At 42.1% G+C, this 24,619-nt stretch carries 24 protein-coding genes and 1 pseudogene; 10 read left to right on the plus strand and 15 right to left on the minus strand.

Annotated features, from left to right (window positions below):
* Positions 1-205 precede the first annotated feature (205 nt).
* From MKX49_RS22265 to MKX49_RS22290, 6 genes are all read left to right on the plus strand, one after another.
* Positions 206-790, plus strand: coding sequence for a biotin transporter BioY (locus tag MKX49_RS22265; RefSeq protein WP_340877827.1), 585 nt, complete (start codon positions 206-208; stop codon positions 788-790).
* Positions 769-1,476 (plus strand): dethiobiotin synthase, encoded by a 708-nt coding sequence (gene bioD / locus MKX49_RS22270; protein WP_340877828.1) that lies wholly within the window; start codon positions 769-771, stop codon positions 1,474-1,476. The genes MKX49_RS22265 and bioD overlap by 22 nt, the downstream gene beginning before the upstream one ends.
* The gene (bioA, locus tag MKX49_RS22275; RefSeq protein ID WP_340877829.1) at positions 1,473-2,855 is read left to right on the plus strand and encodes an adenosylmethionine--8-amino-7-oxononanoate transaminase; all 1,383 of its coding nucleotides are present in this window, start codon (positions 1,473-1,475) and stop codon (positions 2,853-2,855) included. The genes bioD and bioA overlap by 4 nt, the downstream gene beginning before the upstream one ends.
* A 585-nt stretch (positions 2,856-3,440) precedes the next feature.
* Positions 3,441-3,713, plus strand: a complete 273-nt coding sequence (locus tag MKX49_RS22280) for a YesK family protein (RefSeq protein WP_340877830.1) — start codon at positions 3,441-3,443, stop codon at positions 3,711-3,713.
* Positions 3,714-3,755: 42 nt separating this feature from the next.
* A complete protein-coding gene (gene arfA, locus MKX49_RS22285) occupies positions 3,756-4,001 on the plus strand; it encodes an alternative ribosome rescue factor ArfA (protein WP_340877832.1) in 246 nt (81 codons plus the stop codon).
* 43 nt (positions 4,002-4,044) lie between these two features.
* Positions 4,045-4,248, plus strand: coding sequence for a hypothetical protein (locus MKX49_RS22290; protein ID WP_340877833.1), 204 nt, complete (start codon positions 4,045-4,047; stop codon positions 4,246-4,248).
* 388 nt (positions 4,249-4,636) lie between these two features.
* Here MKX49_RS22290 and MKX49_RS22295 read toward each other — a convergent pair whose 3' ends face one another.
* Positions 4,637-6,130, minus strand: coding sequence for a peptide MFS transporter (locus MKX49_RS22295; protein ID WP_340877834.1), 1,494 nt, complete (start codon positions 6,128-6,130; stop codon positions 4,637-4,639).
* Between the two features lie 338 nt (positions 6,131-6,468).
* On the opposite strand from MKX49_RS22295, the gene MKX49_RS22300 reads away from it, so the two are divergent.
* Positions 6,469-6,693: a hypothetical protein gene (locus tag MKX49_RS22300; protein ID WP_340877836.1), complete on the plus strand. Its 225-nt coding sequence runs from the start codon at positions 6,469-6,471 to the stop codon at positions 6,691-6,693.
* Between the two features lie 86 nt (positions 6,694-6,779).
* Here MKX49_RS22300 and MKX49_RS22305 read toward each other — a convergent pair whose 3' ends face one another.
* A complete protein-coding gene (locus MKX49_RS22305; protein ID WP_340877837.1) occupies positions 6,780-7,649 on the minus strand; it encodes an anti-sigma-V factor rsiV in 870 nt (289 codons plus the stop codon).
* Complete coding sequence (locus MKX49_RS22310; RefSeq protein WP_133352702.1) at positions 7,634-8,149, minus strand: sigma-70 family RNA polymerase sigma factor; 516 nt, start codon at positions 8,147-8,149, stop codon at positions 7,634-7,636. The genes MKX49_RS22305 and MKX49_RS22310 overlap by 16 nt, the downstream gene beginning before the upstream one ends.
* A 185-nt stretch (positions 8,150-8,334) precedes the next feature.
* Here MKX49_RS22310 and MKX49_RS22315 point away from each other — a divergent pair, with 185 nt between their 5' ends.
* Positions 8,335-9,741: a polysaccharide deacetylase family protein gene (locus MKX49_RS22315; protein ID WP_340877838.1), complete on the plus strand. Its 1,407-nt coding sequence runs from the start codon at positions 8,335-8,337 to the stop codon at positions 9,739-9,741.
* Positions 9,742-9,840: 99 nt separating this feature from the next.
* Here MKX49_RS22315 and MKX49_RS22320 read toward each other — a convergent pair whose 3' ends face one another.
* Positions 9,841-10,560, minus strand: a complete 720-nt coding sequence (locus MKX49_RS22320) for a YebC/PmpR family DNA-binding transcriptional regulator (protein ID WP_053536610.1) — start codon at positions 10,558-10,560, stop codon at positions 9,841-9,843.
* Positions 10,561-10,820: 260 nt separating this feature from the next.
* Here MKX49_RS22320 and MKX49_RS22325 point away from each other — a divergent pair, with 260 nt between their 5' ends.
* Entirely contained in the window at positions 10,821-11,546 is a 726-nt protein-coding gene (locus tag MKX49_RS22325) for a DUF4261 domain-containing protein (protein ID WP_340877839.1), read from the plus strand.
* Positions 11,547-11,705: 159 nt separating this feature from the next.
* Here the strand turns inward: MKX49_RS22325 and eutC are convergent.
* The 7 genes and pseudogenes from eutC to MKX49_RS22360 all read right to left on the minus strand — a co-directional run.
* Positions 11,706-12,440: pseudogene (gene eutC / locus MKX49_RS22330) on the minus strand (ethanolamine ammonia-lyase subunit EutC); the annotation flags it as partial.
* A 23-nt stretch (positions 12,441-12,463) separates the two neighbouring features.
* Complete coding sequence (locus MKX49_RS22335; protein ID WP_340877841.1) at positions 12,464-13,828, minus strand: ethanolamine ammonia-lyase subunit EutB; 1,365 nt, start codon at positions 13,826-13,828, stop codon at positions 12,464-12,466.
* A gap of 18 nt (positions 13,829-13,846) precedes the next feature.
* The gene (locus tag MKX49_RS22340; protein WP_340877842.1) at positions 13,847-15,253 is read right to left on the minus strand and encodes an ethanolamine ammonia-lyase reactivating factor EutA; all 1,407 of its coding nucleotides are present in this window, start codon (positions 15,251-15,253) and stop codon (positions 13,847-13,849) included.
* Positions 15,254-15,271: 18 nt separating this feature from the next.
* The gene (gene eutH, locus MKX49_RS22345; protein ID WP_340877843.1) at positions 15,272-16,543 is read right to left on the minus strand and encodes an ethanolamine utilization protein EutH; all 1,272 of its coding nucleotides are present in this window, start codon (positions 16,541-16,543) and stop codon (positions 15,272-15,274) included.
* Between the two features lie 145 nt (positions 16,544-16,688).
* The gene (locus MKX49_RS22350; protein WP_048686321.1) at positions 16,689-17,273 is read right to left on the minus strand and encodes an ANTAR domain-containing response regulator; all 585 of its coding nucleotides are present in this window, start codon (positions 17,271-17,273) and stop codon (positions 16,689-16,691) included.
* Positions 17,274-17,282: 9 nt separating this feature from the next.
* Entirely contained in the window at positions 17,283-18,656 is a 1,374-nt protein-coding gene (locus MKX49_RS22355; protein ID WP_340877845.1) for a sensor histidine kinase, read from the minus strand.
* A gap of 427 nt (positions 18,657-19,083) precedes the next feature.
* Positions 19,084-19,371 (minus strand): hypothetical protein, encoded by a 288-nt coding sequence (locus tag MKX49_RS22360; protein ID WP_323598594.1) that lies wholly within the window; start codon positions 19,369-19,371, stop codon positions 19,084-19,086.
* Positions 19,372-20,482: 1,111 nt separating this feature from the next.
* Here MKX49_RS22360 and MKX49_RS22365 point away from each other — a divergent pair.
* Complete coding sequence (locus MKX49_RS22365) at positions 20,483-20,602, plus strand: DUF4023 family protein (RefSeq protein WP_053536616.1); 120 nt, start codon at positions 20,483-20,485, stop codon at positions 20,600-20,602.
* A gap of 49 nt (positions 20,603-20,651) precedes the next feature.
* Here MKX49_RS22365 and MKX49_RS22370 read toward each other — a convergent pair whose 3' ends face one another.
* The 4 genes from MKX49_RS22370 to MKX49_RS22385 form a co-directional block, all read right to left on the minus strand.
* Positions 20,652-20,981 (minus strand): hypothetical protein, encoded by a 330-nt coding sequence (locus MKX49_RS22370; protein WP_340877846.1) that lies wholly within the window; start codon positions 20,979-20,981, stop codon positions 20,652-20,654.
* A complete protein-coding gene (locus MKX49_RS22375; RefSeq protein WP_340877847.1) occupies positions 20,971-21,342 on the minus strand; it encodes a hypothetical protein in 372 nt (123 codons plus the stop codon). Before MKX49_RS22375 ends, MKX49_RS22370 begins: the two co-directional genes overlap by 11 nt.
* A gap of 152 nt (positions 21,343-21,494) precedes the next feature.
* Positions 21,495-23,411: a vWA domain-containing protein gene (locus MKX49_RS22380; protein ID WP_340877848.1), complete on the minus strand. Its 1,917-nt coding sequence runs from the start codon at positions 23,409-23,411 to the stop codon at positions 21,495-21,497.
* A gap of 15 nt (positions 23,412-23,426) precedes the next feature.
* On the minus strand, positions 23,427-24,293 hold the full coding sequence (locus MKX49_RS22385) for an ATP-binding protein (protein WP_289351195.1): 867 nt from the start codon (positions 24,291-24,293) through the stop codon (positions 23,427-23,429).
* Between the last annotated feature and the right edge of the window lie 326 nt (positions 24,294-24,619).

Raw genomic sequence — 24,619 nt, forward strand, 5'->3', positions numbered from 1 at the left:
TTAACATATTGTTAGAATAATAACATACAAACAAAATATTATTCAATGGCCTTTTTTCAATATTTTCCTAGTAGTCCTTTAAATCCTAAGAAAACTGGCATTTTATATGTTAACCAAATAACAAATAAGTTGACATATAAAATAGGAATCAGGCAAACTAATAGTGGGCATTCTGCCAGCACTTTCAAAAAAGGGGGTTAAAAACTTGAAAGCAAGGACGATTTCTTATGTGGCCCTTTTTACCGCGTTAACTGCCATTGGCGCCTTTATTAAGATACCTATCCCTTACATACCATTCACGCTGCAAATTCTGGCAGTCTATTTGGCAGGCGCATTGTTGGGGCCCCGGCTTGGAATGCTCAGTCAGTTATGCTACGTCTTGATCGGACTTATCGGGGTGCCCGTGTTTGCTGAAGGCGGGGGATTCGGCTATATATTCAAACCCACTTTCGGCTATTTGCTCGGATATATACTGGGAGCCTATGTAAATGGATGGCTGATCAACCGGTTTTCCCTCTCCACAATTCGTTCCATATTCTATGCTAATGCCGCCACTTTGCTGACCGTTTACCTTTTCGGCTGCATCTGGCTGTATGGTTCGATGAAGTGGATTGTGGAAACGCCGCTTTCCATCAGCCAAACGATACTATACGGCTTCTTGTTACCTGTACCCGGTGATTTAATGCTATGCATTCTATGTGCTGTCATCATTCAGCAAGTACGTCCACGCATTGCAAGATATATAAACGTAAAGGAGCTGAATCATCCATGGGCCAAGCCTACTTTATAACCGGAACTGGCACGGATATTGGAAAGACCATCGTCACGAGTGCACTCTATCTGTCTCTTCAAACATTGGGAAAAAGCGTCACGATATTCAAACCATTTCAAACTGGAATCAATGAGGAAAATCATACATACCCGGATATATCTTGGTTTGAGCAGGAACTCGGTGTAAAGGAATCAGGGTTCTACACACTGGAACCCGAAACCTCCCCACATTTGGCGATTAAATTAACCGGCAGTCTTATCGATGAGAAGAAAGTCGTGGAAAGGGTTCACGAACTTGAGGAAATGTATGACATCGTATTAGTCGAGGGCGCTGGCGGATTGGCTGTGCCGCTTATTGAACGAACGAAAGGTTTCTATATGACGGCAGATTTCATAAGGGATTGCGGGATGCCTGTCCTCTTCGTATCCACAAGCGGTTTAGGGGCGATTCATGATGTTGTGACGACCCATTCTTATGCCCAAGTCCATGATATAAACGTGAAAACCATTTTGTATAATCATTACCGGCCAGAAGAACGGATTCATCAAGATAATATCGAAACCATTGAAAAGCTGACTGGGCTGAATGGCCTCGCCTGCATCCCGACACTGGCCGATGTTAGAAAAGACTTGAGGATCTGCATCCTTGATTTGCTTGGTGATCAAGAATATACCCAACAACTGAAAGAGGTGTTCGAAGCATGAACAGTCAGGATTTAGAACAATGGGATAAGGAATATGTATGGCATCCGTTCACACAAATGAAAACGTATCGGGAAAGTAAACCACTGATCATCGAACGCGGCGAAGGCAGCTACCTGATTGATGTGGATGGCAAACGCTACCTAGATGGCTATGCTTCATTATGGGTGAACGTGCACGGGCATAACGAGCCGGAATTAAACGGCGCCCTTATTGAACAAGTGAATAAAGTCGCGCACTCCACGCTGTTGGGATCTGCGAATGTACCATCGATCTTACTGGCGAAAAAACTGGCAGAGATCACTCCTGGTCCTTTATCGAAAGTCTTCTACTCTGACACAGGATCTGCCGCTGTGGAAATCGCCCTTAAAGTCGCTTATCAATATTGGCAGAATATCGACCCCGTCAAGCATCAGAATAAAAACAAATTCGTCTCACTTGACGAAGCATACCACGGCGATACTGTCGGAGCTGTGAGTGTGGGCGGTATGGATCTATTCCATAGAATCTTTAAGCCCCTCTTATTTCAACGGATTTCCGCCCCTTCACCATATGCCTATCACATGACTGAGTATGGAGATCCAGAAGCCGTGAAAAACCATTGCTTGAAGGAACTGGAGAAATTACTGCAAGAACAATCAGACGAAATTGCAGGATTGATCATCGAGCCGCTCGTGCAGGGAGCAGCAGGCATCATAACCCATCCCCATGGCTTTTTGAAAGAGGTCGAACAATTATGCAAAAAGTTCAATATCCTCTTAATTTGTGACGAGGTGGCCGTAGGATTCGGTCGCACCGGTACGATGTTTGCCTGCGAACAGGAAGACGTCGTACCCGATATCATGTGTATGGGTAAAGGAATCACTGGGGGATATATGCCACTCGCCGCCACCATCATGAACGAGCATATCTTTCAATCCTTCCTGGGGGAACGGGAAGAACATAAAACCTTCTATCACGGTCACACCTATACAGGAAATCAGCTTGCCTGTGCCCTGGCCCTGAAGAATATCGAACTAATGGAAAACCGCAATCTCATTAAAGACATCCAGAAAAAATCAAAATACCTATCACAAAGACTGCAATCGCTATACGAACTTCCGATAGTCGGCGATATCCGCCAGCGCGGCTTCATGATTGGAGTGGAAATCGTTAAAGACCGCCAAACAAAAGAAACGTTCACCCTCCAAGAGAATGTCGTTTCCGGAATCATCCATACAGCACGGGAAAATGGCCTGATCATCCGGGAACTCGGTCCAGTCATCACGATGATGCCGATCCTTTCCATGTCAGAAAAGGAACTCGATTTCATGGTCGAAACCGTCTACCGTGCCATTCAGGAAGTCTCCATTCATAAAGGATTGATCCCAGCAGCAAACTGATACACAAAGAACCGGAAGAGCAGCGCTCATCCGGTCCTTTCCTTTATTAGCTTCATTAACATATGAATTATACCGAAGATATCACACATCTTTGGCTATTCATGAAGAGGCGGATGTTGAATCCTAGAAAGAAATTAAGTGAAATAAAGGACAGAGGTGGACCCCCATTTTGCCCCAGCTTTTCTAATCGCTTGTACGATTTGGATGTTGATTTCCGCTTCAGGCACTTGCTTTCCGCGGGAGTCTCGCACCTTTCACTCCAATCAACTTTGTTTTGTAATTTTAGGTAAACCCCTTTTGTTCTACAGTTTTATTAGGGCTTGTACAATGAACGTTGATTTCCACTCCATGCACTCGCTTTCCGCGGGCGGTCGGGAAGCCTCCTCGGCGGTATGCGCCTGCGGGGTTTCCCTTAGGCGCGCTTTTCCCGCAGGGGTCTCGTACACCTGTTCCAATCAACTTGGTTTTAGAATTTAGATAGAACCCCTATCCAACAATATTAAGAATTTAGTTTACCTCACCTTTACGTTCGACTTTTTACTTATTATGGTATTATTTACATAATGAATTAGAGGAGGTTACAAAATGATGTTGGTAGTTCCCCTCCTGGTTGCTTGCGTCCCTGGAATGCTAGTAATATTTTTAGCGTGGTGGTTTAGGAAATTACATTTATCTTTATTTGTTAGGCTTTTACCAGGCATATTAACCTTTATAACTTCAATTATTTTGTTTTACATCGGTTTTGTGAACATCAGAGGATTTGAAGGAGCTGGATATGGAATATTGGCTTTCTTTTTACTTCCCTTTGCAATTGCGGCTTCAATTATTGCAAGCAAGAACAAAGGTGTGCAAAGCTAGTCCATTTAGTTCGGATAATCTATGAAAACAGGAATATATTCAATGACTAAAACGAATAAAACCAATAAGAAAACCATTGGTGAAATGGCAAATAGCCGAATGCGTTGGGCGTTTGACCCCTCCACCCGTATTATCAAAAACAAAAAAGGAAAAGGTTCTTACAACCGGAAAAAAGAGCAATCCTATAAAGGATGCTCTTTTTTTCATATTAGCTTAGTTCTTTATGGTAACCGTATCATTTCTGAAATTCCACTTCTCTCTTTTGGAATCTATCAAGTTGAAAATTAGTTTATTATGGAATCACTAGATATATAGTGAGGAGGTAATGATAATGGCAAAAAAATCAAAAAGGTATAAGATGTTCGTAAACCCTGCATTAATTATTCTTTTGGGTATTTCTTTATTTTTCAGTATGATTGTACCAAATGTTCAAGCAGCTGCTCAAATGTCTTCATTTCTCAAAGTTAATGGATTAACTCTTGCTGTTGGTTGGTTTAATAAATATATAGGTACAGGTATGGGTGTTTCGCAATAGGACTAGGTATTTCAACTTCTAAATGGAATAATGCCGCTGCAGCTGAAAAAAAAGCTAAGCAAGACCATTGCGTTAAGCGGAATTGGAATGGATACTCAGCTCGTTCCATAGCAAGATATTAGGAGGGTTCAAAAATAAATTGTACTTAGGTATTCTATTTTCGATATATTTCATTTTAGGATATTGTATTTTTCTATCTTCGATATCGAGCCCATTCCCAAGATTATTTTATTTTTTGTCTTAGTGTTCACTGTGGATCCTAAAGTTAAAGGTTTGAATCACGACCTCAAATAAAAAATCGATATAGCACCCATTCGAGAATTTTCGAGGGCACGAAAAATGAAAAAAAGATGACCCCGTTAATTCGGAGGTCATCTTTTTTAATGCGTTAGCGAATGCCTTTCATGTAACCTTGAATCTTTGGTGATAAGGCCATCAGAGCCAGTCCAAGGACGATTGAAGCAACACCGATCACTCCAAAATAAGCCATTTCGGTTTGAGGTGTGTAGAATCTGACGATTTGTGCGTTCAGTGCTTGTGCTGCTGCACTTGCCAGGAACCATAGGCTCATCGTTTGTGCCGAGAATGCGGCTGGAGCCAATTTAGTAGTGGCAGAAAGTCCTACTGGCGATAAGCAAAGCTCTCCAAGTACTACAAGGAAATAGCTTAGTACAAGCCATAGTGGATTGACTAATGCGTCTGATCCACCGAAATAAACAGGAAGCAGGATAACCAGGAATGATAAACCGGCGAACAGTAGACCTATTGAGAATTTTTGAGGAATGGTCGGCTGACGCTTTCCTAATTTAATCCATAACCATGCGAATACTGGTGCAAGGGTAATGATGAACAAAGGGTTCAAAGATTGGAACCATGCCGGGTTTATTTCCAATCCTGCAAAGTTCAACTGTGTCCGTTTGTCTGCATAGCTTGCCAATATTGTAGCACCTTGCTCTTGAATCGCCCAGAACATGACAGCTGCTATAAACAAAGGAATATAGGCAATCAAGCGTGAACGTTCAACAGAAGTCGTTTTCGGGCTGCGATACATGAAAATGAAATAAAGGGTCGGAATTACGATTCCTAGGATACCTACAAGATTAATGAAGGTTTCAATCGTTAAGATGCCTGCAGAAGCAGCGATGCCGATGATGGCAGCTATGATAAGTGCGGCTATCCCCAATTTAGTGAATACTTTTTTCTTTTCATTCTGTGATAATGGGTTAGCAGGAAGAGTTCCAGCCAAGCCCAGGTTCTTTTTCTTTGTTGTAACAAAGACGATGAGTCCAATCAACATACCAATTGCTGCAAGTCCAAATCCAAGATGGAAGCTGTAGTCCATTCCGACTGTACCGACAACAAACGGCGAAAGGAATGCACCCATGTTGATACCCATATAGAATATACTGAAACCGGAATCCCGGCGTTCATCATTTTCTGCGTAAATTTCCCCAACAATGCTGGAAACATTCGGTTTTAATAAACCAGTACCCAGAACAATGAGTACCATGGAAACAAAGAACATGGAAAGACTGCCTGGTACAGCAAGGACAATATGCCCGAGCATAATCAAGATACCACCGTAAAATACGGCTTTTGAAGTCCCGAAAATCCTATCGGCGAGCCATCCGCCAATTATACCTGACATATATACTAAAGATCCATAGATGGATACAAGGGCAAGGGCCGTCGTTTCATCAAGGCCTAGTCCCCCTTTAGAAACTTCGTAATACATATAGTAAACAAGAATGGCCTTCATGCCATAATAGGAGAAACGCTCCCAGAACTCAGTAAAGAAAAGGGTGAATAATCCTTTAGGGTTTCCAAAAAAACCTTTTTGAGGTACACTATCCACAATTTTCTGTTTATTTATCGTTGCCATACCTAGCCCTCCTTTTATTATTGTATAATAACTTTAATTTTCACTATTGTAAACAAATATTTAGTATATTTAAATAATTAATTTCAATATAAATAGAAGTAACTTTCCACCATGCAAGCAAAAGTCCGGATTTCGCACTAAAAAACAGTCCATATAATCTAATAGAAAGCGGTCATCAATGATATATTGCCCTAACTTTCCCCATGGTATTACGTTTAATATCACTTTGGTTGCCATGCACTTATTAATGAGTATAGTGAATGGAAAATTTTGAAATAACCCCACCACAACCGTTCTATTCACCGTATAATAGATATAAAAAAAGAGGAGGCACCATAATGTTCGGAATCATAACCGTGGTGATGATTTTTTCCATCCCTATAATCGCCATACTGACAAGCCATTTCGAAAAACAGTCAAAAACCAAACATAAGATGCTGCAAGTTGAACTGGAGCTTAAAAAACTTAAACATGAAAACTTCCTTATGGAGACGGAAAAAATGAGGCTGGAACTGGACCAGATGAAATTCGAACAAAAAAGAGACGAACCAAGGTTACTGTAAGTCAGTAACGTTGTTCGTCTTTTTTAATGGATATTGTGCCGTTTTAAAAACCTTCCGCCCGTCATAAGAATTACAATAGGGCCGTTTTAATGGATATATTGATCGCCAACAAGAAGGTCTGACAGCACCTTCGTCGGGATGATGAACTCGACGGCCCCCATATACCCCGGCGCAGCTTCATAGCTGTTAAAGGCGATGACTAGCTTGCCATCTTCGTTTATATAAAAGTTTTGGTTTTCATCGATGCCTTTAAAAGCAGTAAAATCATCATCTTCCACCCAATATATCTTTTCCGGATCTTCAGCCATCTGCCGCTTCATCTGTTCCTTGATGTTCTCGCTGATCACCTGAAGATAGCGATCATCTTTAAATAAGCTATTTAGCGTTAACAGCACTTCGTTTTTCTTGTCGACTGTATCGAATTGACTTTCTGTAGAACTGGACGCCTGAATCGTATCCGTATAACGCTGTACGGATAATATCGTTTCATTATCCGTCAATATCACATATCCGCTTTCCACCGAGATATTGCCCTTTTCCCCTTCCTTCAGTTTTGACATGGAGTCCGTGAATTCCTTATAAAGCTGCTTGCTTTCCGATAAGTATTTATCATTCAAGCTATCTTCGAGCTGTTTATTCTCGAGACCGGATATAGCAGGCGTTTTGATTACTGCAGAAGAATTATTCGCTTCTTCTTTCCATTCGACGAAGGTAATCACTTTGATGACCTTCTCGACTATCGGTATATCACTCATGGCTTTCGCCGCTGCCGGACTGATGTTTACGGAAGCTGTCACGATCAGGAGCGCTGCAGCCGCTGACACGAGGATATTCCTGCCAACCCTCGGCTTCTTCCTTGGCTTTTGATTCAAGGCTGCTTGAACGACATCATTCAATTCCTTTGGTATCGGTATTTTAAGATATTCTTCCCGCAGATCTTTTAATTTTTTTTCCATCTTTTCGTTTCCTCCCGTTCAGTCATGTTGATCCGCAATAGTTGCAGCGCTTTATATAATCTCGTTTTAATCGTGCTTACGTTCTCTTCCAGAACTTCCGCTATTTCGTCCAGCTTCAGGTCCTCAAAGAAACGGAGGACGACTACCGTTTTGTACTTGACTGAAAGTCCTTCCAGGGCCTTTTGCAAATCCAGGTCAGGATAGTGATCCTCCTCACCGCGGCGCAAGTATTCTATTGTTTCATCATCGGCGACGGTCAATTTCTTCTTCTTGCGCAAAACATCCAGTGCCGTTCGGACGATGATCTTATATAACCAACTATCTATAGAAGCAGCGTCTTTAATTTTGCTGCTGGAGGCTAGCGCTTTCCTGATTGATTCCTGCACGATATCCAGGGCATCCTCTTGGTTTTTGACATAGTAAAAAGCAAGTCTGTACAAATTCTCTTGCCTTTCGGTTATCCGGGCCGCGATTAATTGATTCATATCTGGGTTTTTCATTACATGTTAGAGCTCCTTACATTTAAATTACGTATCCTAGGTACAAAGAATAGACGTTGGTGCAGCCATAAAAGTTTGAAAATAAGCAAGGAAAAATATAAATATAAAAAAATGAAATTTTTTACAAACTTTTAAGGCTTTTGGCGCGTCTATATAGTAGAATGATTATCGAGGTGGAGTGCATCATGAGGAAATTAAATTATAAAAAAGTCTTTATTTTTCTATTATGTCTAACAGCTGCTGTAGGAACGCTGGGGTTAGCCATTAAAATCCTTGCTTTTGATAAGAAGAGAACCGTTTCGGCCTATACAACTGATAAAAATTACCCAGAAGCCGATATTCAAACGTATGTGAAAGATAATACGAAAGGCGGGTATTCAGCAAGCAGGCCTGTTCTGCATTTAGAAAATATCGACAAGCAGCTAGAAGCCTACATAAAGAAAGAAATTAAGGATTATGAAAAGAAATGGAAAGCATCCGACGGAAAAGCTTCCGAGCTTAACCTCACCTATACGATCCTCCATTTCAGCAAACAGACCATTACGATTTCCTTCGATAAATATGAGCAAGTGGAAGGAAAGAAGCAGTCTGGAACCCAGATCTTCACTTATGATATTCCATCTCAGCAAAAGCTCTCTATAGAAGACATCTTTGCCACGGATACTGATTATTTATCCGTTTTATCCGATATTGTTTTTGAAGAGTTAACGCAGAAGGAAGAAGAAGGCATTTCAAACAGTCTCATTAAAAAGGAAAACAAACTGAAGGCAGCCAACTTCAATTCTTTTTCAGTCTTTAAAAATACGCTCGTTTTCTACGTTAAGACTGATGATTCAACCAAGACCCATACAATAGCCATCAAGAAGGATCTTTTTAAAGATAGTTTGCTAGCTTCATATCAAAGTCAAGATTTGAATGAGGATCGTGTAAAGGAATGGCAGCCGAAACATATCGTCGCCAAACTGCCCGTGCAAAATGAATGGATCGACCCTTCTAAAAAGGTCATTGCCTTGACGTTCGATGACGGGCCGCATCCAAGTCATACCATGTCCATTCTGGAAGACCTGAAAAAATTTGATGGTCACGCGACGTTTTTCGTACTTGGAAGCCGCGTACAGCATTATCCGGAAGTTCTGCAAAAAATGCTGCAGGAAGGAAATGAGATCGGCAACCATTCATGGGATCATCCGCAGCTGACGCGCTTAAGCAAGAACAAAATCGAAGATCAAATCGAAAAGACCCAAGACGCTGTAAAAAAAGCTACAGGTACTGAGCCAAATCTCGTCCGTCCCCCATATGGAGCGATTAACCATAATGTTCGGGAATTCATGGAGGATATGAAAGTCTCCCTTTGGGATGTCGATCCAGAGGATTGGAAAGAACGCAATGAAAAGAAAATCGTAAACAAAGTGATGAGCAAAGCCAAAGATGGCAGAGTCATATTAATGCATGATATCTATCAAACTAGCGCCCTGGCTGCAGGAAAAATCATTAAACAACTGCATGACCAAGGTTATCAACTTGTTACTATTTCCGAATTGGAAAAGGTAAAGAAAGACCGTGAACTTTCCGGAATCACCATAAGTGAATAATCAAAAGGAAAGAGCCTGTTTCGTGATTCGGAACAGGCTCTTTCCTTTCAAATGAAATAAGCAGACCTTTGATCATATAGCAAAGGCCTGCTCATTTCATCATTCACCAAGATCTACATTATGGTAAACTTGTTGAACATCTTCCAGATCTTCCAATGCATCAATCATTTTTTCGAATTGTGCTTGTGCATCTTCCGGAAGGGTTAAGTCATTTTGTGCAAGCATCGTCAGCTCTGCCACTGTAAAATCGCTGATTCCTGCATCTTTGAATGCTTGTTGTACAGCATGGAATTGTTCAGGCTCGGCATAAACGATGACACTTTCTTCTTCTTCAATGATGTCACGTACATCAACATCCGCTTCCATTAACAGTTCAAGAACATCATCAGCCGTTTTACCTTCAATCCCGATGACAGCCGTTGCATCGAACATATAAGCAACAGATCCGCTGACACCCATATTCCCGCCATTTTTCCCGAATGCGGCACGTACATCGGATGCCGTCCGGTTCACGTTGTTTGTCAATGCATCCACGATGACCATTGAACCATTGGGACCGAATCCTTCATAACGAAGTTCGTCATAGTTTTCTTCCGAACCGCCTTTGGCTTTTTCAATCGCACGGTCAATGATCGCTCTTGGAACATTGTACGTTTTCGCACGCTCAAGTACGACCCTTAATGCCTGATTGGATTCTGGATCTGGTTCGCCTTGTTTTGCCACTACATATATTTCCCGTCCGAACTTAGCATAAATCCGACTAGTATTAGCATCTTTTGACGCTTTTTTTTCTTTAATGTTATTCCACTTACGACCCATTATATTCCACTCTCTTTCATCATTGATATATACGAATAGATAATTAAGATACGGCCCTATGAGAAAACCCACAAGGGGAATTCCTTTGAAGATAGGCTATACGTTTACTAGATTATATTATACATCAATTGTATAATTTTGAAAAAGTCCTGCACATCCCTCACTGGCATTTATCGGTACTTTGCGCCATTTTTCATGAAATGCTATGGAAAACATCAGTAGTGGTATAGTATGAAGTGATCGGAAAGGAGAGATGATCCATGAAGGACAACCAAATCATCATCGGGATACCCGGTAAATGGAAGGACCGGACAGAATTGATTCAAACGGTCGCTTCCCAAAGCGAAGGGTATCTGTTAGCCGGGAATGTTTTTCATAACAGTGATAAGAACATTACGTTTCAGGCGGAGATCCATGATTATGAACCCACTTTAAAAGAGAGCTTTTCTTACGCCAGTAAAGACGCCTTTTCAGAGAATGCATTAGAGGAAATCAATGGCCATACCTTTACCGTTTATATAATAGCCGATGTATCCGATACCGGAACTGTTATCGATTTGATCGATGCCGGGGCAGCGATCCTCAAGGCAGGCGGAATGGCAGTGAAAATAGAAACGGCTGGAATTGCCCATTCAAAGGAAGATTGGCAGCATCTTCATCATAGCCCGGATATTCTCTCGGTATATGCCCATTTTGTCACGATCATAGGAGAGGAAGACTATTATTGTTCTTTCGGAATGAAAGCCTTTGGTCTTCCGGATGCCGTGACACTTAACACAATGAGTCCGAAAGAGGCGGCTGCCCTGCTTAACACATTCAATTATTACCATGTAGGTGAACGGCCTCTCTTTAAGAATGGCGAAACCTTTAGCATTCGGCAAGATGCACCCGACTTTATATTGACGGGCCTTCAGGACTTTAGATATGAAGAAGACAATCCCTTCTACAACCCGTTTGGTTTATGGAATTTAGGGACAAGTAAATAGGGGAGCGATCCGCTCCCCCCAGACTGCAGGCAAATAAAGCGAGTGCCTGCAGTTTTTTTATTTTAAAAGTATTCCAGTCGATTTCGGAAATCAACGACCTAGTCTTAATGATCGTCAGGAATGAGACCCTCCGAACTTCCTTTTTTAGACACTAGGGGTTCAACCGAGTTTTTCACGTTTTTCTTCTGCATGTTCCTTCTTCACGAGGGACATGCCGCTCGCTTGGTATTTGAGGATCTTTTGAATGACCGTGCCTAGATGCGCTCCAGCTTCAACAGGGGGGATCCCTCCTTTATGGATGTTGGAAATGACCATCCTCTCCGCTTCAATGGTGCCCAAACGTGGTTTATAGCAAATGTAAGCGCTCAATGATTCAGCACTGACAAGACCGGGCCGTTCACCGATCAACAGGACAATGACCTCAGGTCCAAGGATTTCACCGATATCATCCATCACGGCAACCCGGCCCTTTTCAATATAAAAAGGTATACCCGTATCCAGACCTGCCACTGCCAAAGATTGTTTGAAAGATAAATAGACGTCCTCGACATTTTCTTCGATCGCCTTGGCACTTAAGCCATCGGAAATGATGATTTGAACCGTTGGGGCCTTTATGCATTTGGCTTCTATGACCCGCTTTGCTTCATCCGAAAGCTTCCTGCCATAATCCGGACGCCGTAAATAGACTTCCTTATCATCGGCCTTCGTTTTCACCTTGAATAAATCCAAGCGCTTCAAAAGAATATCACTGACTTCACCATATACAGCATCGACGGCCGCGGCATGGTCAAAACGGAATTTCAGCCAAGAATCTGTTTTCGGCCGGGTCCCTGACCTGCCTACCCCTATCCGCGCAGGGGTTTTCGCTATCATGGCATCCAAATCTTCCTTATTATTCATTCCCATATCATCCACTCCTAATGGTTAAATATAGTTGGATCACCGGCATGCTTCGTTAATTTTCCGTTCTCCATAATCCCCATCTTCTCCAGCCAAGCTTCATATAATGGGGCAGGCCGCTTATCCATCGTTTGTCTCAAAGTCGCTATATCGTGATAACTCAAAGACTGATAGTTTAACATGCAGTCATCCCCCATCGGAGTTGCGATGATGAAATTCACACCAGCCGCCGTTAAAAGTACACCCAAGTCCTCGATATCATTTTGATCCGCCTTCATATGATTCGTATAGCAAATATCAACCCCCATCGGCAGTCCATGCATTTTCCCCATGAAATGATCTTCTAACCCGGCCCGGATGACCTGCTTGCTGTTATATAGATATTCAGGTCCAATGAATCCGACGACCGTATTGACAATGTACGGGTCAAAATAACGGGCAAATCCATAGTTTCTGGCTTCAAGCGTCACCTGATCGATACCGAAATGCGCTTCGGCCGATAACTCGGAGCCTTGCCCCGTTTCAAAATAAAGATGCTGCGGGCCTGTGCCGGTGCCATAGGCCTTTGCGATCTCATTAGCTTCTTCGAGCAATTGTACGTTAATTCCAAAAGAGCGATTGGCCGTTTCCGTTCCGGCTATGCTTTGAAAGATCATATCAGCAGGCGCCCCCTGCTGAACGGCCTTCATTTGCGTGGTCACATGCGCAAGCACACAATTTTGGGTCGGGATGTTCCATTTCTGGATGACATCCTGTGTTGCATGAAGCAGCCGCTTTACGCTTTCGACCGAATCATCGACAGGGTTGATTCCAATGAGTGCATCCCCGATTCCATAGGAGAGGCCTTCTTTTAAAGAGGCCAGCATGCCATCGACATTGTCTGTCGGGTGGTTAGGCTGAAGGCGCGAAGCAAGCGTTCCTTTGTATCCGATCGTACTATTATTCTTGGTGAGCACTTCGATTTTATTGGCTGCATGGATAAGGTCGAGGTTCGACATCAACTTGGCTGCCGCTGCAATCATTTCACTATTCAATCCCCTGCTTAATCGCTTTAAGTCCTCGCCTGTCGTTTCGTCACTCAAGATATATTCACGCAGTTCGGCAACGCTCCAATTCTTCACAGATTGATAGATGGTTCCATTGATTAGACCGTCTATGATCCGCGACACCTCATCCTCTTCCGGGGAGAGCAGGGGATAGTTCCTGATGTCCGCCAAAGTCAGTTCGCTAAGCACCGCTTTCGCCGCAATCCGTTCTTGAACGGAATCTGCTGCAATTCCCGCAAGCCTATCTCCTGATTTCTCTTCATTCGCTTTGGCCAGGACTTCTTTCAACGATTTGAATTGATGGATTTCCCCAAAAAATTGAGTGGATAATTTCATCGTATGATCCTCCTTTTCCTAACTGTGGAAGGTTAGCGTTTTTACTACAACCGGAACGACCCCTGTCCGCAGCAGCCTTCCTATATCTAAATAATCACCATGTTCCACTTCTGTCTGATCAATACAGATGACCGGCAAATCCGGTTGATTCGCTAGAATGGTTTGACCAAGTGCCTTTCCATAATCACTATCCATGACAATGATCAGAGGCTGCTGCCGATTCGGTTTTTGCTTCAGTGCCTCGGTAAAAGCGACTGCGAGCCGGTGAATGTCCCGAAATGATTGATAGGGTAAATTCGTTAAATAAAAGGCAATATTCAGCCCCTCCTGCAAAGCGTCGTATATTGTGATTGCATCCTGAACAGCTTGTGCCATTTTCGCGGCTACATCATCAAGCACGCCATGAAAATCGACCCGATAGACTGGAATATTACGGACTGGCAGATGAGAATCATTCACTTCGATGGTTGCTCCGCTGATTTCAGTTGTATGTGCGCCTGCTCCAAGTACAGTCGCCCGAACCGTTTCAACGGGATGTTCCCACTCCCATGCGGCCAATTCTTCACTTTCCTTGATAGAGGCGGCAAGCATCATGCCGATATCCCGGAAGCTTCCGTCCTCCCGTTCTTCATGATAGATGCAATCACTGACACCGCCCGAGAACATCAACACGTCTATTCGTTCTGTCCAAGATGGCTCCTTCCCAACTAATAGAAGTTCATCTTCTTTTGTGAAGGAGCCAGCCAAAAACCTCGAAAGCACCTTCGCCATTTCATTTGCGATGATTGCCCCTTCACCATTCAAAGGAGAGTGCCCTTTTGATTTCAGCCATTTTCCTATTGAAGGAGCAACCCTTACCCTCGCTCCTTCCCACTCCACCAAACGGCCTCCTATATGCAGTGTGCAGGTTCCGCAAAGCATGCCTGAACGGTATACGGCAATATTTGCGGTCCCCCCGCCAATGTCTATGTTCGCTACAGTCTTTCTTGTCTTGATGGAATGTTGATAGGCGCCGGACCCCTTGGCGGCAATGATCCCCTCCAAATCCGGACCGGCTGCCGCTACAAGGAATTCCCCCGCCGCTTTAGATAACCGGTACACCATTTCTTCTGCATTTTGTTTGGTTGCCGTTTCCCCAGTGATTATGACAGCCCCTGTTTGTATGCTTTTGATCGTGATTCCTGCTTTTTGGTATTCACTTTCCACCATTCTTTGAACAGCAGGTATGTCAATTACCGTCTCGGATACAAGCGGGGTCCTGAAAATGGGACTTCGATACAGAATTTCCTTATCGGTAATTTCGATTTTTGGCACCTGTCCGCCACCCGCCACATTCATAAGCGAAAGCTCGCTGATAACAAGTTTCGTCGTACTGGTGCCAATATCAATTCCTGCACTGATGATTCGTTCCACCTGTTCATTCATTAAAATCACACCCCAGTTTTACACCACTTGGATTTCATTGCTGTTTTCTTCCTCGTTTTTCGTTTTATATTCATTTATGCCGATAACTCCTGCTGCACGATCCTTTTCTTCTAATTCCAAAGCTTTCGGAACGGACAGCCAGTAAGCAAGACCGATTCCAATCGCTCCGGCAGATAGCTTACCGACAATGATCGGTAATATTAAGGAAGGCTGAAAGTTGGCTGTGAATGATAAATGATCACCCAATAGGAAGGCTGCACACACAGCGAAGGAAATGTTTATGACCTTATCCTTCGGCGGCATCTCTTTAACAAGCTTGAACATTGCTAATATATTGGCTACCGTGGCTAATATTCCTGCACTCCCGGCTTTGCTCAACCCGATTTCCCCGCCCATCGCTTCCAATGGCTTGCCTGCATATTTTTGAATCAGGTAAATCATTGGAAATGCACCTGCCAGCATTATCCCGATATACCCCGCCGTTTCCAGGGCACGGAATTGGTCTGCCTTATCGGCCATGATCGGATGGAAACCCCAAGCACCAAATACTTTGGAAAACAATCCTGTGAAAATTTCCACGATCGAAAACACGAGTACAAGTTTAATCGCAGCATCCAATATTTTTCCAAACCACATGAAACCTTTGATCATCAAATCCGGCAGGAAATAAAGACCTAACGCGAGCAAGACCACAAAAATAAGAAGCGGGGAAAGGTTCAGGGCAATTTTCAAATAGCTCAACGCGAATTCGTATGTAGAATCCGCATTCGTGGAAATCACTTCGCGGATTTTCGAATTCGTCGCCACCACCAGCACGCTTGAGATAAAAGCGCCAATCGGAATCGTCAGGATTCCTGACATGACACCAAGTGCCATGTATTTATGATCACGCTTCTCCAGCATCGCAAGCCCCATTGGAATCGAGAATACAATCGTTGCCCCGGACATAAAGCCGACAATCATCGCCATGATCCAGCCTTCATAGGATTCCTTCAGCTCGGCCGCTAATTGGTACCCCCCCATATCCGTCGCCAAAATCGTTGTTGCGGCGAGGGCTGGATCTGCACCGATCGCAGCGAAAACCGGGCCGCATACTGTATTGATGAACCAAGATAAATAAGGGATCGAGGCCATGATTCCAGCTGCCGGGATAAATATATGGCCAACGGTATGCAAACCTTCCATGAATTGTTTCCCCAAGCCCTGCTCACTGTCTTTAATCGATGCAATAGCACCGACAACGGCACACACCATAATGATATAAATAACGAATTTACCTACCATCTCCATACATATTCCCCCTGAATTCCGATTTGATTTGGCCTATCGACTTAAAAAAAGGGTATAAAAAAAGACGCCTCTTATAGCCCAAACTTAGGTTTTTCGGCAGAAATGCCTGCCTACAACCAATTTGGTCCATCAAAGCGCCATTGCTTCATCTATTTACTTGTTTTTGATCATTTGCAATGATTCGACGTGCCACCGTCTCCATGGAAAGCTGCTTATCCATACTAAGCCTTCTCAGCTTATTGTAAGCGATTTCTTCGGTAACATTCTTCCTTTTCATGATGATTCCTTTTGCCTTTTCAATGACTTTGCGATTTGTGAGCGTTTCATCCAATTGAGCATTTCGTTCCTGATACTTCTTTGTATTGGCTGCTTGCAGCAAAGCTATCTCCACTGCCGGAATCAGATTGGCCTCCGTAATTGGCTTTACAAGATATCCGACGATGTTCGCTCGCTTCGCCTCGTCGATATATTCACGCTGGCTGAATGCAGTTAAAAGCAGGACAGGAATCTGAAAGGTATTGGATATCACATCGCTAGCCTTAAGCCCATTCATTTTCGGCATTTTGATATCCATCAAAACGAGATCCGGCTGCAGTGCATGTGCCAATTCAATCGCCTTCTCCCCATTACGGGCATGTCCAACCACATCGAATCCTGCATCCTTGAGCATGATCGTTATATCAAGCAGAACAATCGATTCATCCTCCACGACCAAAATCCTCTTGACCACTTCTCCCACCTACCTCTTGTATGGAAATCTTACAGAAGCCAGGGTACCTTCTTTAATCCGCTGAATCGAAAATTCCCCATCCAAATCATTTTCCACCGTCATGCGGATGATATCCAGCCCCAAAGAAGGTTTCACTGCAGGTGAATATCCGATGCCATCATCTCTTACTTGAAGTTCCAATTCAGGACCATCCTTTTGCAAGCATACGGTTATGTTCCCTTCCGTCCCTTCCTTGAAAGCATGTTTCACACAATTATGAATGAGCTCATTCACCACCAGCGCGACCGAAATGCCAATGTCGGAATCAATCGAATGAAGCTCACCACTATATTCAATTCTTAGGCATTGTCGGGCTTGCCCCTCCGTATGAACGATCATATCGCCTATTTTTCTAATAAGCTCCAGCAAATCCACATGATCGACCTGACTGCTTGCCAAAATGATTTCATAAACCGACGATATGCTTAAAACCCGGTTCAAACTGACCAATAAATGGGGCTTGCTTTCTTCAGGGGCTCCTAACCTCATTTGCAGCCGAAGCAAACTGGCCACTGTCTGCAAATTATTCTTCACCCTATGATGAATTTCACGAATCGCTACTGACTTGCTGATCAGCTCCCTCTCTTTATCCCGCAGTTCAGTCAGGTCCCGGATGATGATGAACGTTTCATTGGAATTCTTGTTGCCCAAATGGAACTTCTTTAGTTGGATAATCTTTTTACCAATGTTCATTTCCTTCATCAAAATGTCCTCTTTTGAAGCAAGAACATCCGCAAAGCCAGGAAAGTAATCGAATATCGATTCACCTAAAACACATTCCGTCAAACATATTTCCGATACTAAATTAATGGCAGCAGGATTCGTATAAACAAGTCGGTTTTGGTTATTAATCAGGAAAATGGACTCTTCGATAAATTCAGGAACTAAGGAATTTTGTTGATCTTGCCTATCAAACTGATTGAAAGATACAGGTTCTTCATGAATCACCTTTTCCATGATCAAAACGGCGATGACCCGATTGCATTCCCCCTTGATTGGAACGACACTTTGCTGGACCATCGCTCCCTCTTGAGTCAATGCCCGATTCACGAACATGTCCTTTCCGGTGCGCAATACATAAAATACGGCCGGTTCGAATGCCTCATAAGCAAATTTCCCGACAACCGGATGATCGTAAACCGATTTCACGGAATGTCCGCATGCCTCTGCAACGACAATGGCATGCTTCCCTTCACGCACCGGACAATCAATAAACACATTCGCTTTATTCAAATCGGCTATCAACGGTAAATTCGTTGATAGGTTTTCAAGAATTTGAATATCACTGTCCACTAACTGAGTATGCAACGCACATAAATCCCGGACGGTCATTGTCCGTTCCATAGGCAAAACCCCAATAAACGTTTATTCATGGATATTATTATTGATTATTATAGATATCGACCCTATTTTTGTCAATATTCAAAATATTCTAATGTAATGTATTCTAACATTAGATAGCGTTATTTAAAACGATTGACCCTTATTCTTTTCAACTCACTTGTGGAACAAACACCAATACATCAGCACCCCCCTGACTGTATATCTACAGGCTTGCAGCAGGAGGGGCTTTCTCATTCTTCAGCTGAGAAATATTTGCTGTACTTCAGAAGATAGGACAAATTGGAATAGTTGTGAATAGATTAGCATTTAATGAGATACAACAATAGCGGAAGAAGGCTATTAAATGTAGCTCTTTAGAAATATTTGTAAAAAGATGAGCAAGGAAAAAATGTCCACTTTAAAAAAAAGAGAACATTTTTTCCTTGTATTAAATTCCTAACATTGGGTACGCTTTTATATACTCTTTATTATTTATTTGAATGACTAATTCCTTATAATTTTCATCCTCAAATTGTATTTTAGATTCGAAGATTTTTGTTCCCTTTTCTAAAACATTAGATTCTCCATGGTTATCAGGAGTCTTATTGCTACTTATTTTTCGAATAACTTCCCCTGCATCATTTCCTATATCTTGAATTTCAACAGATTCATCAGTAATTCTATAAGATTGTCCTTCCCAAACAATTGAAGGTGGTACATCTTCGAATAATCCCAATTTATCACTGCTAACAAAACAAACAACTAATAATATGCCAACTAGAAAAAATAAAGATGATTTTTTGAAAATTTTATATCAACCCTTTATCCTAATACAAAATTTTTATATAAGTTTTTGTTGTATGATAGTACGTTACATAAGTTGTGCTTATTAGTTTTCCAGCGCCTGTATATGATTTTACCCGATATTTGGTAGCGATTAAATCTCCATAGATCGCAGGTCTACTCCATTTTTTCGGGTTCGCTTTAATTGAGTACCCGGAACCTTTAGGACTATATGAAACTGAAACACTCCCATATGCCCCTCCTAAAGCTACAGAAATCGAGGTACTTGAATTAGAAAAATTATAATAACTTATATTGTAGTTTTTACCGGAAAAAGCTGGATGCCAACGTAAAGACACTTTACTCTTTTCTGTCCAGCTTGAAACTTTTGTATGATCCTTCCATCCTATACTAGATCGAGACGATAGTTTACCGTTTGTTGGTTGCATTAACTCTCTGTATTCAACTTTAGGTTCTTCGGTGAATAATATTGGCGATTCAATAATATTATAATCAAAAGTTCCAAATAAATCCTCGGTCGAATAATCTAATGCATTTTCCCCTTCATTTTCAGCAGCAAATATAAATGATGGAATAATCGTTAAGCATATTAAAAAACCAACTAAAACTGCTAATAATTTTTTTATATAATCCCTCCTAATCTAAAACGTACGTGGTTTTTAATAATTCAATTAAATCATCTGAATCGCATCATGGAGTTTCATCTTTGAAATTCAAATTCCCAAATTTGAGACACGTAACTGGCGTTTTAGCAAAAGCTTGTTTATTAATAAATGGAAGGACTTTTTATATAAAAGTATCGTTGTTGGTTTAATTAGCCGGGTTTAACTTATCAGAAATTTTTGAAGGCTATTAATGAAGGGTTTAGAGAAGTCTCGTTTGGTGCTATGCTAGTAGGTCGGGGTGGTTTCATTTCATAAAAAACATTTTAATTCCACACATTACCATCTATCCTATTTAGAAAGTCAACATTTCTTCCATACTCATGAATTCCACCTCTTCTGGTTATAGTAAAAAAGAAAATAACGGAGGAGGTACATTCCATGAAAAGTTCAAAGGAGTTTGTTGAAAGCATTCAAGAGCAGCAAAAAAAGGAACAAGGCAATATGCGCCGTCAAGGTAATGGGAATCCCGCTCAGAAATTACCGAATAAAAAACATTAATGAAGACAATCCTCAAAAGATCCCAGCCTTAATATAGGCTGGGATCTTTTCAGTCCGAGGCACTTTTCTTCTTCTTCATCTCTTCGATTTCTTTTGAGAATGTTTCTTCTATCTCTTTTTTATTTCCATATAAAAAGAGATTATCCCCTAATTTGATTTTATACTCGTATAGCTCTTTTCTGATTTTCACCTCTCCGCTTTCAATAAATAAAATATTGATGTCGGCTCCATGTGAAATGACATCAAAGGCTTTGACATCGATGTACTCCGAGTCCTCATAAATATCGATTTCCATGACCACGTCTTCATCTTCTAAAAATAAGACCTCTTCTATCGGGTGTTCCCATAATTCATAATGATTGTACATTTCACTTTTCATCGAATCTATTATTCAGGAATGGAACCTTCACCAAAAAGGTTAAAACCAGCAGGATTCCAATAATGATGCTTAACTCCATCAAACGCAGATCATCTGTAAGCAATGTACTGATCGATGAAATGATGACAGCAAGCGAGAATGCACCAAATAAAATTAAGAACATGCTTATTTTCCTTCGAACGGGATGATCGATAATGGATTTTGACTCGTCAGTTGTAAAACCAGTGCCCGTCAGCATGGAAATAACCTGAAATCTTGCCACTGTGCTTTTTAATCCAGTCAATTTCATCAAGGTTACCGATATTTCAATTACAAGAACAATGATTATAAAATAAAGCAGCATAAAAAGTACATTCATCAAAATGATCACTTCCTCATCTATGGTTTACCCCAATCACGACAAAAGAAATCCCATTCGACGTTCATTTTAAGTTTCCACCAATAGTTGACAAAGCCAAAAAAAACAGTAAGATCCAAAACTTGAATCCTACTGCCTTTTTATCTATATATTTCTTAAATGGATTTCAGCAGCAATTTTTTTAACAGCGGTGTAAATTGCTCTGGCAATTCAGCTACACTCGGAATCATCAGGCGTTCTTTGCCATAGATGTTTTTCATCGTCATCTCTTCACTCTCATCGATGCCTCCATCCGCTAAAAACAGGCCGATGACTTCGATGCCCTTTTTCCTGGCTTCCGAAACAGCAAGGTGTGTATCGACAATGCCATTTTGATCATAATCGCTTGCCGCCGGCTCACCATCGGAAAATACGAGCAAGAAACGGTTTTTTTCGCGCCTTTTTTCCAATTCCATTGTGGCAACCCTGATACTGTATCCATCGCGGTTGTCTTCCTCTGGCTCAAGCTGCATGATTTTAGCTCCTGAGTTTAGATAAAGAGAATCGGAATGGGACTGGATCACATGGAAGTAGTTTGGCTGATATCCTTCCCTCACTTCATTGGCATCTTCCCAGAAACCCACGATCGAGTGGGGGATCCTTAACTTCTTCAGCACTTCATGAAACAGGACGACCCCTCGTTTCGTTTCATCCATTTTGTTATGCATGGAAGCCGAGCAATCGATAAGCAATGTGAATACGGCATCCATTTCATTAGAATCCTGGTTCTTTTTATAAAAGACCCTTGGATTTTCTTCAAATACAAGCGGGAGTAATTTCTTTGATAAACGGCCAAAAACCAAATCTTTTCTTGGTGCGTTCTTTTTATTTTCCAGCGTCTTTTCAATGGTACTGGAGAGTTTCCTCTTGAACGGTTCGATATCCGCAACAAACTCTCGGTAGCGTTTCTCTTCCGTAAGTGTTGGTACTTTGGCTTCTTTGATTACCTGAACGACGTCTTTATTTTCTTCACCAAATGGATGTTCACCGCTTTTGCCCATATTGGTTTGTTTCTTCTCCAACGTTTCTTGCTGATTGTATTCCTTTTGTTGACTTTCCCCTGATGAACCCTGGATCGAAGCCAGTGCTTGGTCGGCATCTTCCGCTTCCCGGGCACCTCCGCCCATCAGGCTTGTTTTCGTTCCCTGCTCCAATTCAAATTGGAGAAACGTCGAATTACTTTCGCTGTTCTTGTTCTCCCGATGCCAAGTCGAGAATTTTTCATCAATGAACTCACTTTTTTCTTCGTCTGCATCACCTGTATCATCGTTCAACAGTTCATCATTTCTAGTCAGTTCATCAAATAAGGTATTTGCTTTATACTTTTCCACACTTGCAATGGGGAAAATGAAATATTCATTCATCGTATCTTCGTAGCCATCGTTCACACGGAAAACGATTTGCTCGCAAATTCTCGTGATATCACTGGTTTTAGTGGCATCAAAGACCGCATGGATGAACGGTTTGAGTTTCTCCAGTTCTTCCAGCTGCCTTTCATTGGCTCTAGGAAAAATCGGATCCGGCCTGTCAGATTGAAGCAGTAAATATATGAGGCAATATAATTCATCCAGTGCAAAACTTCTGGTGACATTCGTCGCCAATTGGCTTTCGAAATATTGTTTAAGGTAAGCCCCCCTTACCGAAAACCATTTCTTCGTGCCTGGTCTTTCTTTCTTCACCAATTCTTCCAATCGCAAATCTTCCAGCAAAGCGAATAATTGGGCTGCAAACTTCGGAAGCGAACTTTCCCCGATGCTGTCCTGGTACTCCTTCATGCTCTGGATTGTTGTATGATGCAGCGTGCCTATCGTTCTAAGAAGCACGTCCGTTTTCAGCCCTGCTTCCTTCACTTCCTTATTGCCATTTTCCCAAAAGTGGCTGGCAGTGACCTTATTCTCGATCAGATCAATGAAGGAGCCATAATTGTATTCGAATTCCAGCTCAGGAATGCCGGATAAAACAGTCGAGAGATCCTGAAGCTGTAAAAAAAGTGCCGTATCTATTATTGAATCATTGAACCGGATATACTTCATGAGGCATTCTCCTAGTTAGAATAATGTGTCAGCCAAGTTCTTCACGAACTCACGCTCCCGTTCCTCGTCCAACTTATCCACAATGGAACGAAGAATCGCCCGTTTCGGCGGGATCAACACACTCAGATCGCAAGCATCAAGCAAAGCCCTGATCGACGCCGCATCTTCAGCCACCTTCCCTTGATTCACGGCATTTATCAAATCACTCGACAGTTTAACGAACAAATCAATACTTCTTGGATCCTTCAGCTTTGTATTGGTTTCTATCAATTGTTTTAACTGCTCCCCTTCGATATATGGAACTTCAATGACGACAAACCTATTTTTTAGCGCTTCGTTCAACGGCACTGTCCCAACATACCCTTCGTTGATTGCAGCAATCACATTAAAGCCTTCTTTTGCCTTTATGACTTCATTCGTGAACGGATTCGTAATCGTCCTTCTGTAATCAAGCACACCATTGATAAGCGGCAGAGTTTCCGGTTTTGCCATGTTGATTTCATCTATATATAAGAAGTGACCGTGATTCATCGAATTGGTCACTGGTCCAGGTACGAATTCTATCACTTGTTTTTCCTCTTTGTAAGCCAGCGTCTTGAAGCCCAATAAGCTTTCGGCATCCAAGTCGACTGAGCAGTTGACGCTGAACATCGGCTGGTTGAATAAGTTCGATAAAGTCTCGGCAAACTTTGTCTTTCCAGCCCCTGTCGGCCCCTTCAAAAGGATATTCTTCCCCATGCTCAAGGCCGTGATGGCATCCACCATCAATTCCATCTCGGGAGGCAGATATCCGCCGCTCCTGATCAATTCCTCAAATTGAGCAGGATTCTTTTTGCTTGTTTGTAATATATTTGCTATTTCTGTTGGTAATCGATTGATCATTATGTTCCTACACCCCTTTCTGAACATTTTAAGGCTCTTTCCCATTAAAAACAAACACTAAGAAAAGGAGCTGTCATCAAGACAGCTCCCCGACTGTAGATAAACTCGGAATAAAGCGAGTCTCCCCTGCAGTTTTTCATTCTGAAATCCGCTCTCTTACTCCGATGCCAATTTCTTCAATCCAATAAGAGTTCATAAAACAATAAAAAACCATATAGAACTAGTTCGCTGCAGCTTTTTAGGTAAAAGACGTTCCAGCTTGATTTCTGAAATCCGCTCCCTTTCCGCCGACTGTCTGCCAAGCCTCCTCACCGCAAGCGGCTGTG

This window comes from Peribacillus sp. FSL M8-0224 (genome assembly GCF_038003055.1).
In the GTDB taxonomy this organism is placed as follows: domain Bacteria; phylum Bacillota; class Bacilli; order Bacillales; family DSM-1321; genus Peribacillus; species Peribacillus frigoritolerans.

Bases quoted from the DNA above. Each gene is read 5' to 3' on its own strand.
- bioD (WP_340877828.1), top strand. From the start codon at position 769: ATGGGCCAAGCCTACTTTATAACCGGAACTGGCACGGATATTGGAAAG.
- bioA (WP_340877829.1), top strand. From the start codon at position 1,473: ATGAACAGTCAGGATTTAGAACAATGGGATAAGGAATATGTATGGCAT.
- MKX49_RS22280 (WP_340877830.1), top strand. From the start codon at position 3,441: ATGATGTTGGTAGTTCCCCTCCTGGTTGCTTGCGTCCCTGGAATGCTA.
- arfA (WP_340877832.1), top strand. From the start codon at position 3,756: ATGACTAAAACGAATAAAACCAATAAGAAAACCATTGGTGAAATGGCA.
- MKX49_RS22290 (WP_340877833.1), top strand. From the start codon at position 4,045: ATGGCAAAAAAATCAAAAAGGTATAAGATGTTCGTAAACCCTGCATTA.
- MKX49_RS22295 (WP_340877834.1), bottom strand. From the start codon at position 6,130: ATGGCAACGATAAATAAACAGAAAATTGTGGATAGTGTACCTCAAAAA.
- MKX49_RS22300 (WP_340877836.1), top strand. From the start codon at position 6,469: ATGTTCGGAATCATAACCGTGGTGATGATTTTTTCCATCCCTATAATC.
- MKX49_RS22305 (WP_340877837.1), bottom strand. From the start codon at position 7,649: ATGGAAAAAAAATTAAAAGATCTGCGGGAAGAATATCTTAAAATACCG.
- MKX49_RS22310 (WP_133352702.1), bottom strand. From the start codon at position 8,149: ATGAAAAACCCAGATATGAATCAATTAATCGCGGCCCGGATAACCGAA.
- MKX49_RS22315 (WP_340877838.1), top strand. From the start codon at position 8,335: ATGAGGAAATTAAATTATAAAAAAGTCTTTATTTTTCTATTATGTCTA.
- MKX49_RS22320 (WP_053536610.1), bottom strand. From the start codon at position 10,560: ATGGGTCGTAAGTGGAATAACATTAAAGAAAAAAAAGCGTCAAAAGAT.
- MKX49_RS22325 (WP_340877839.1), top strand. From the start codon at position 10,821: ATGAAGGACAACCAAATCATCATCGGGATACCCGGTAAATGGAAGGAC.
- MKX49_RS22335 (WP_340877841.1), bottom strand. From the start codon at position 13,828: ATGAAATTATCCACTCAATTTTTTGGGGAAATCCATCAATTCAAATCG.
- MKX49_RS22340 (WP_340877842.1), bottom strand. From the start codon at position 15,253: ATGAATGAACAGGTGGAACGAATCATCAGTGCAGGAATTGATATTGGC.
- eutH (WP_340877843.1), bottom strand. From the start codon at position 16,543: ATGGAGATGGTAGGTAAATTCGTTATTTATATCATTATGGTGTGTGCC.
- MKX49_RS22355 (WP_340877845.1), bottom strand. From the start codon at position 18,656: ATGGAACGGACAATGACCGTCCGGGATTTATGTGCGTTGCATACTCAG.
- MKX49_RS22365 (WP_053536616.1), top strand. From the start codon at position 20,483: ATGAAAAGTTCAAAGGAGTTTGTTGAAAGCATTCAAGAGCAGCAAAAA.
- MKX49_RS22370 (WP_340877846.1), bottom strand. From the start codon at position 20,981: ATGAAAAGTGAAATGTACAATCATTATGAATTATGGGAACACCCGATA.
- MKX49_RS22380 (WP_340877848.1), bottom strand. From the start codon at position 23,411: ATGAAGTATATCCGGTTCAATGATTCAATAATAGATACGGCACTTTTT.
- MKX49_RS22385 (WP_289351195.1), bottom strand. From the start codon at position 24,293: ATGATCAATCGATTACCAACAGAAATAGCAAATATATTACAAACAAGC.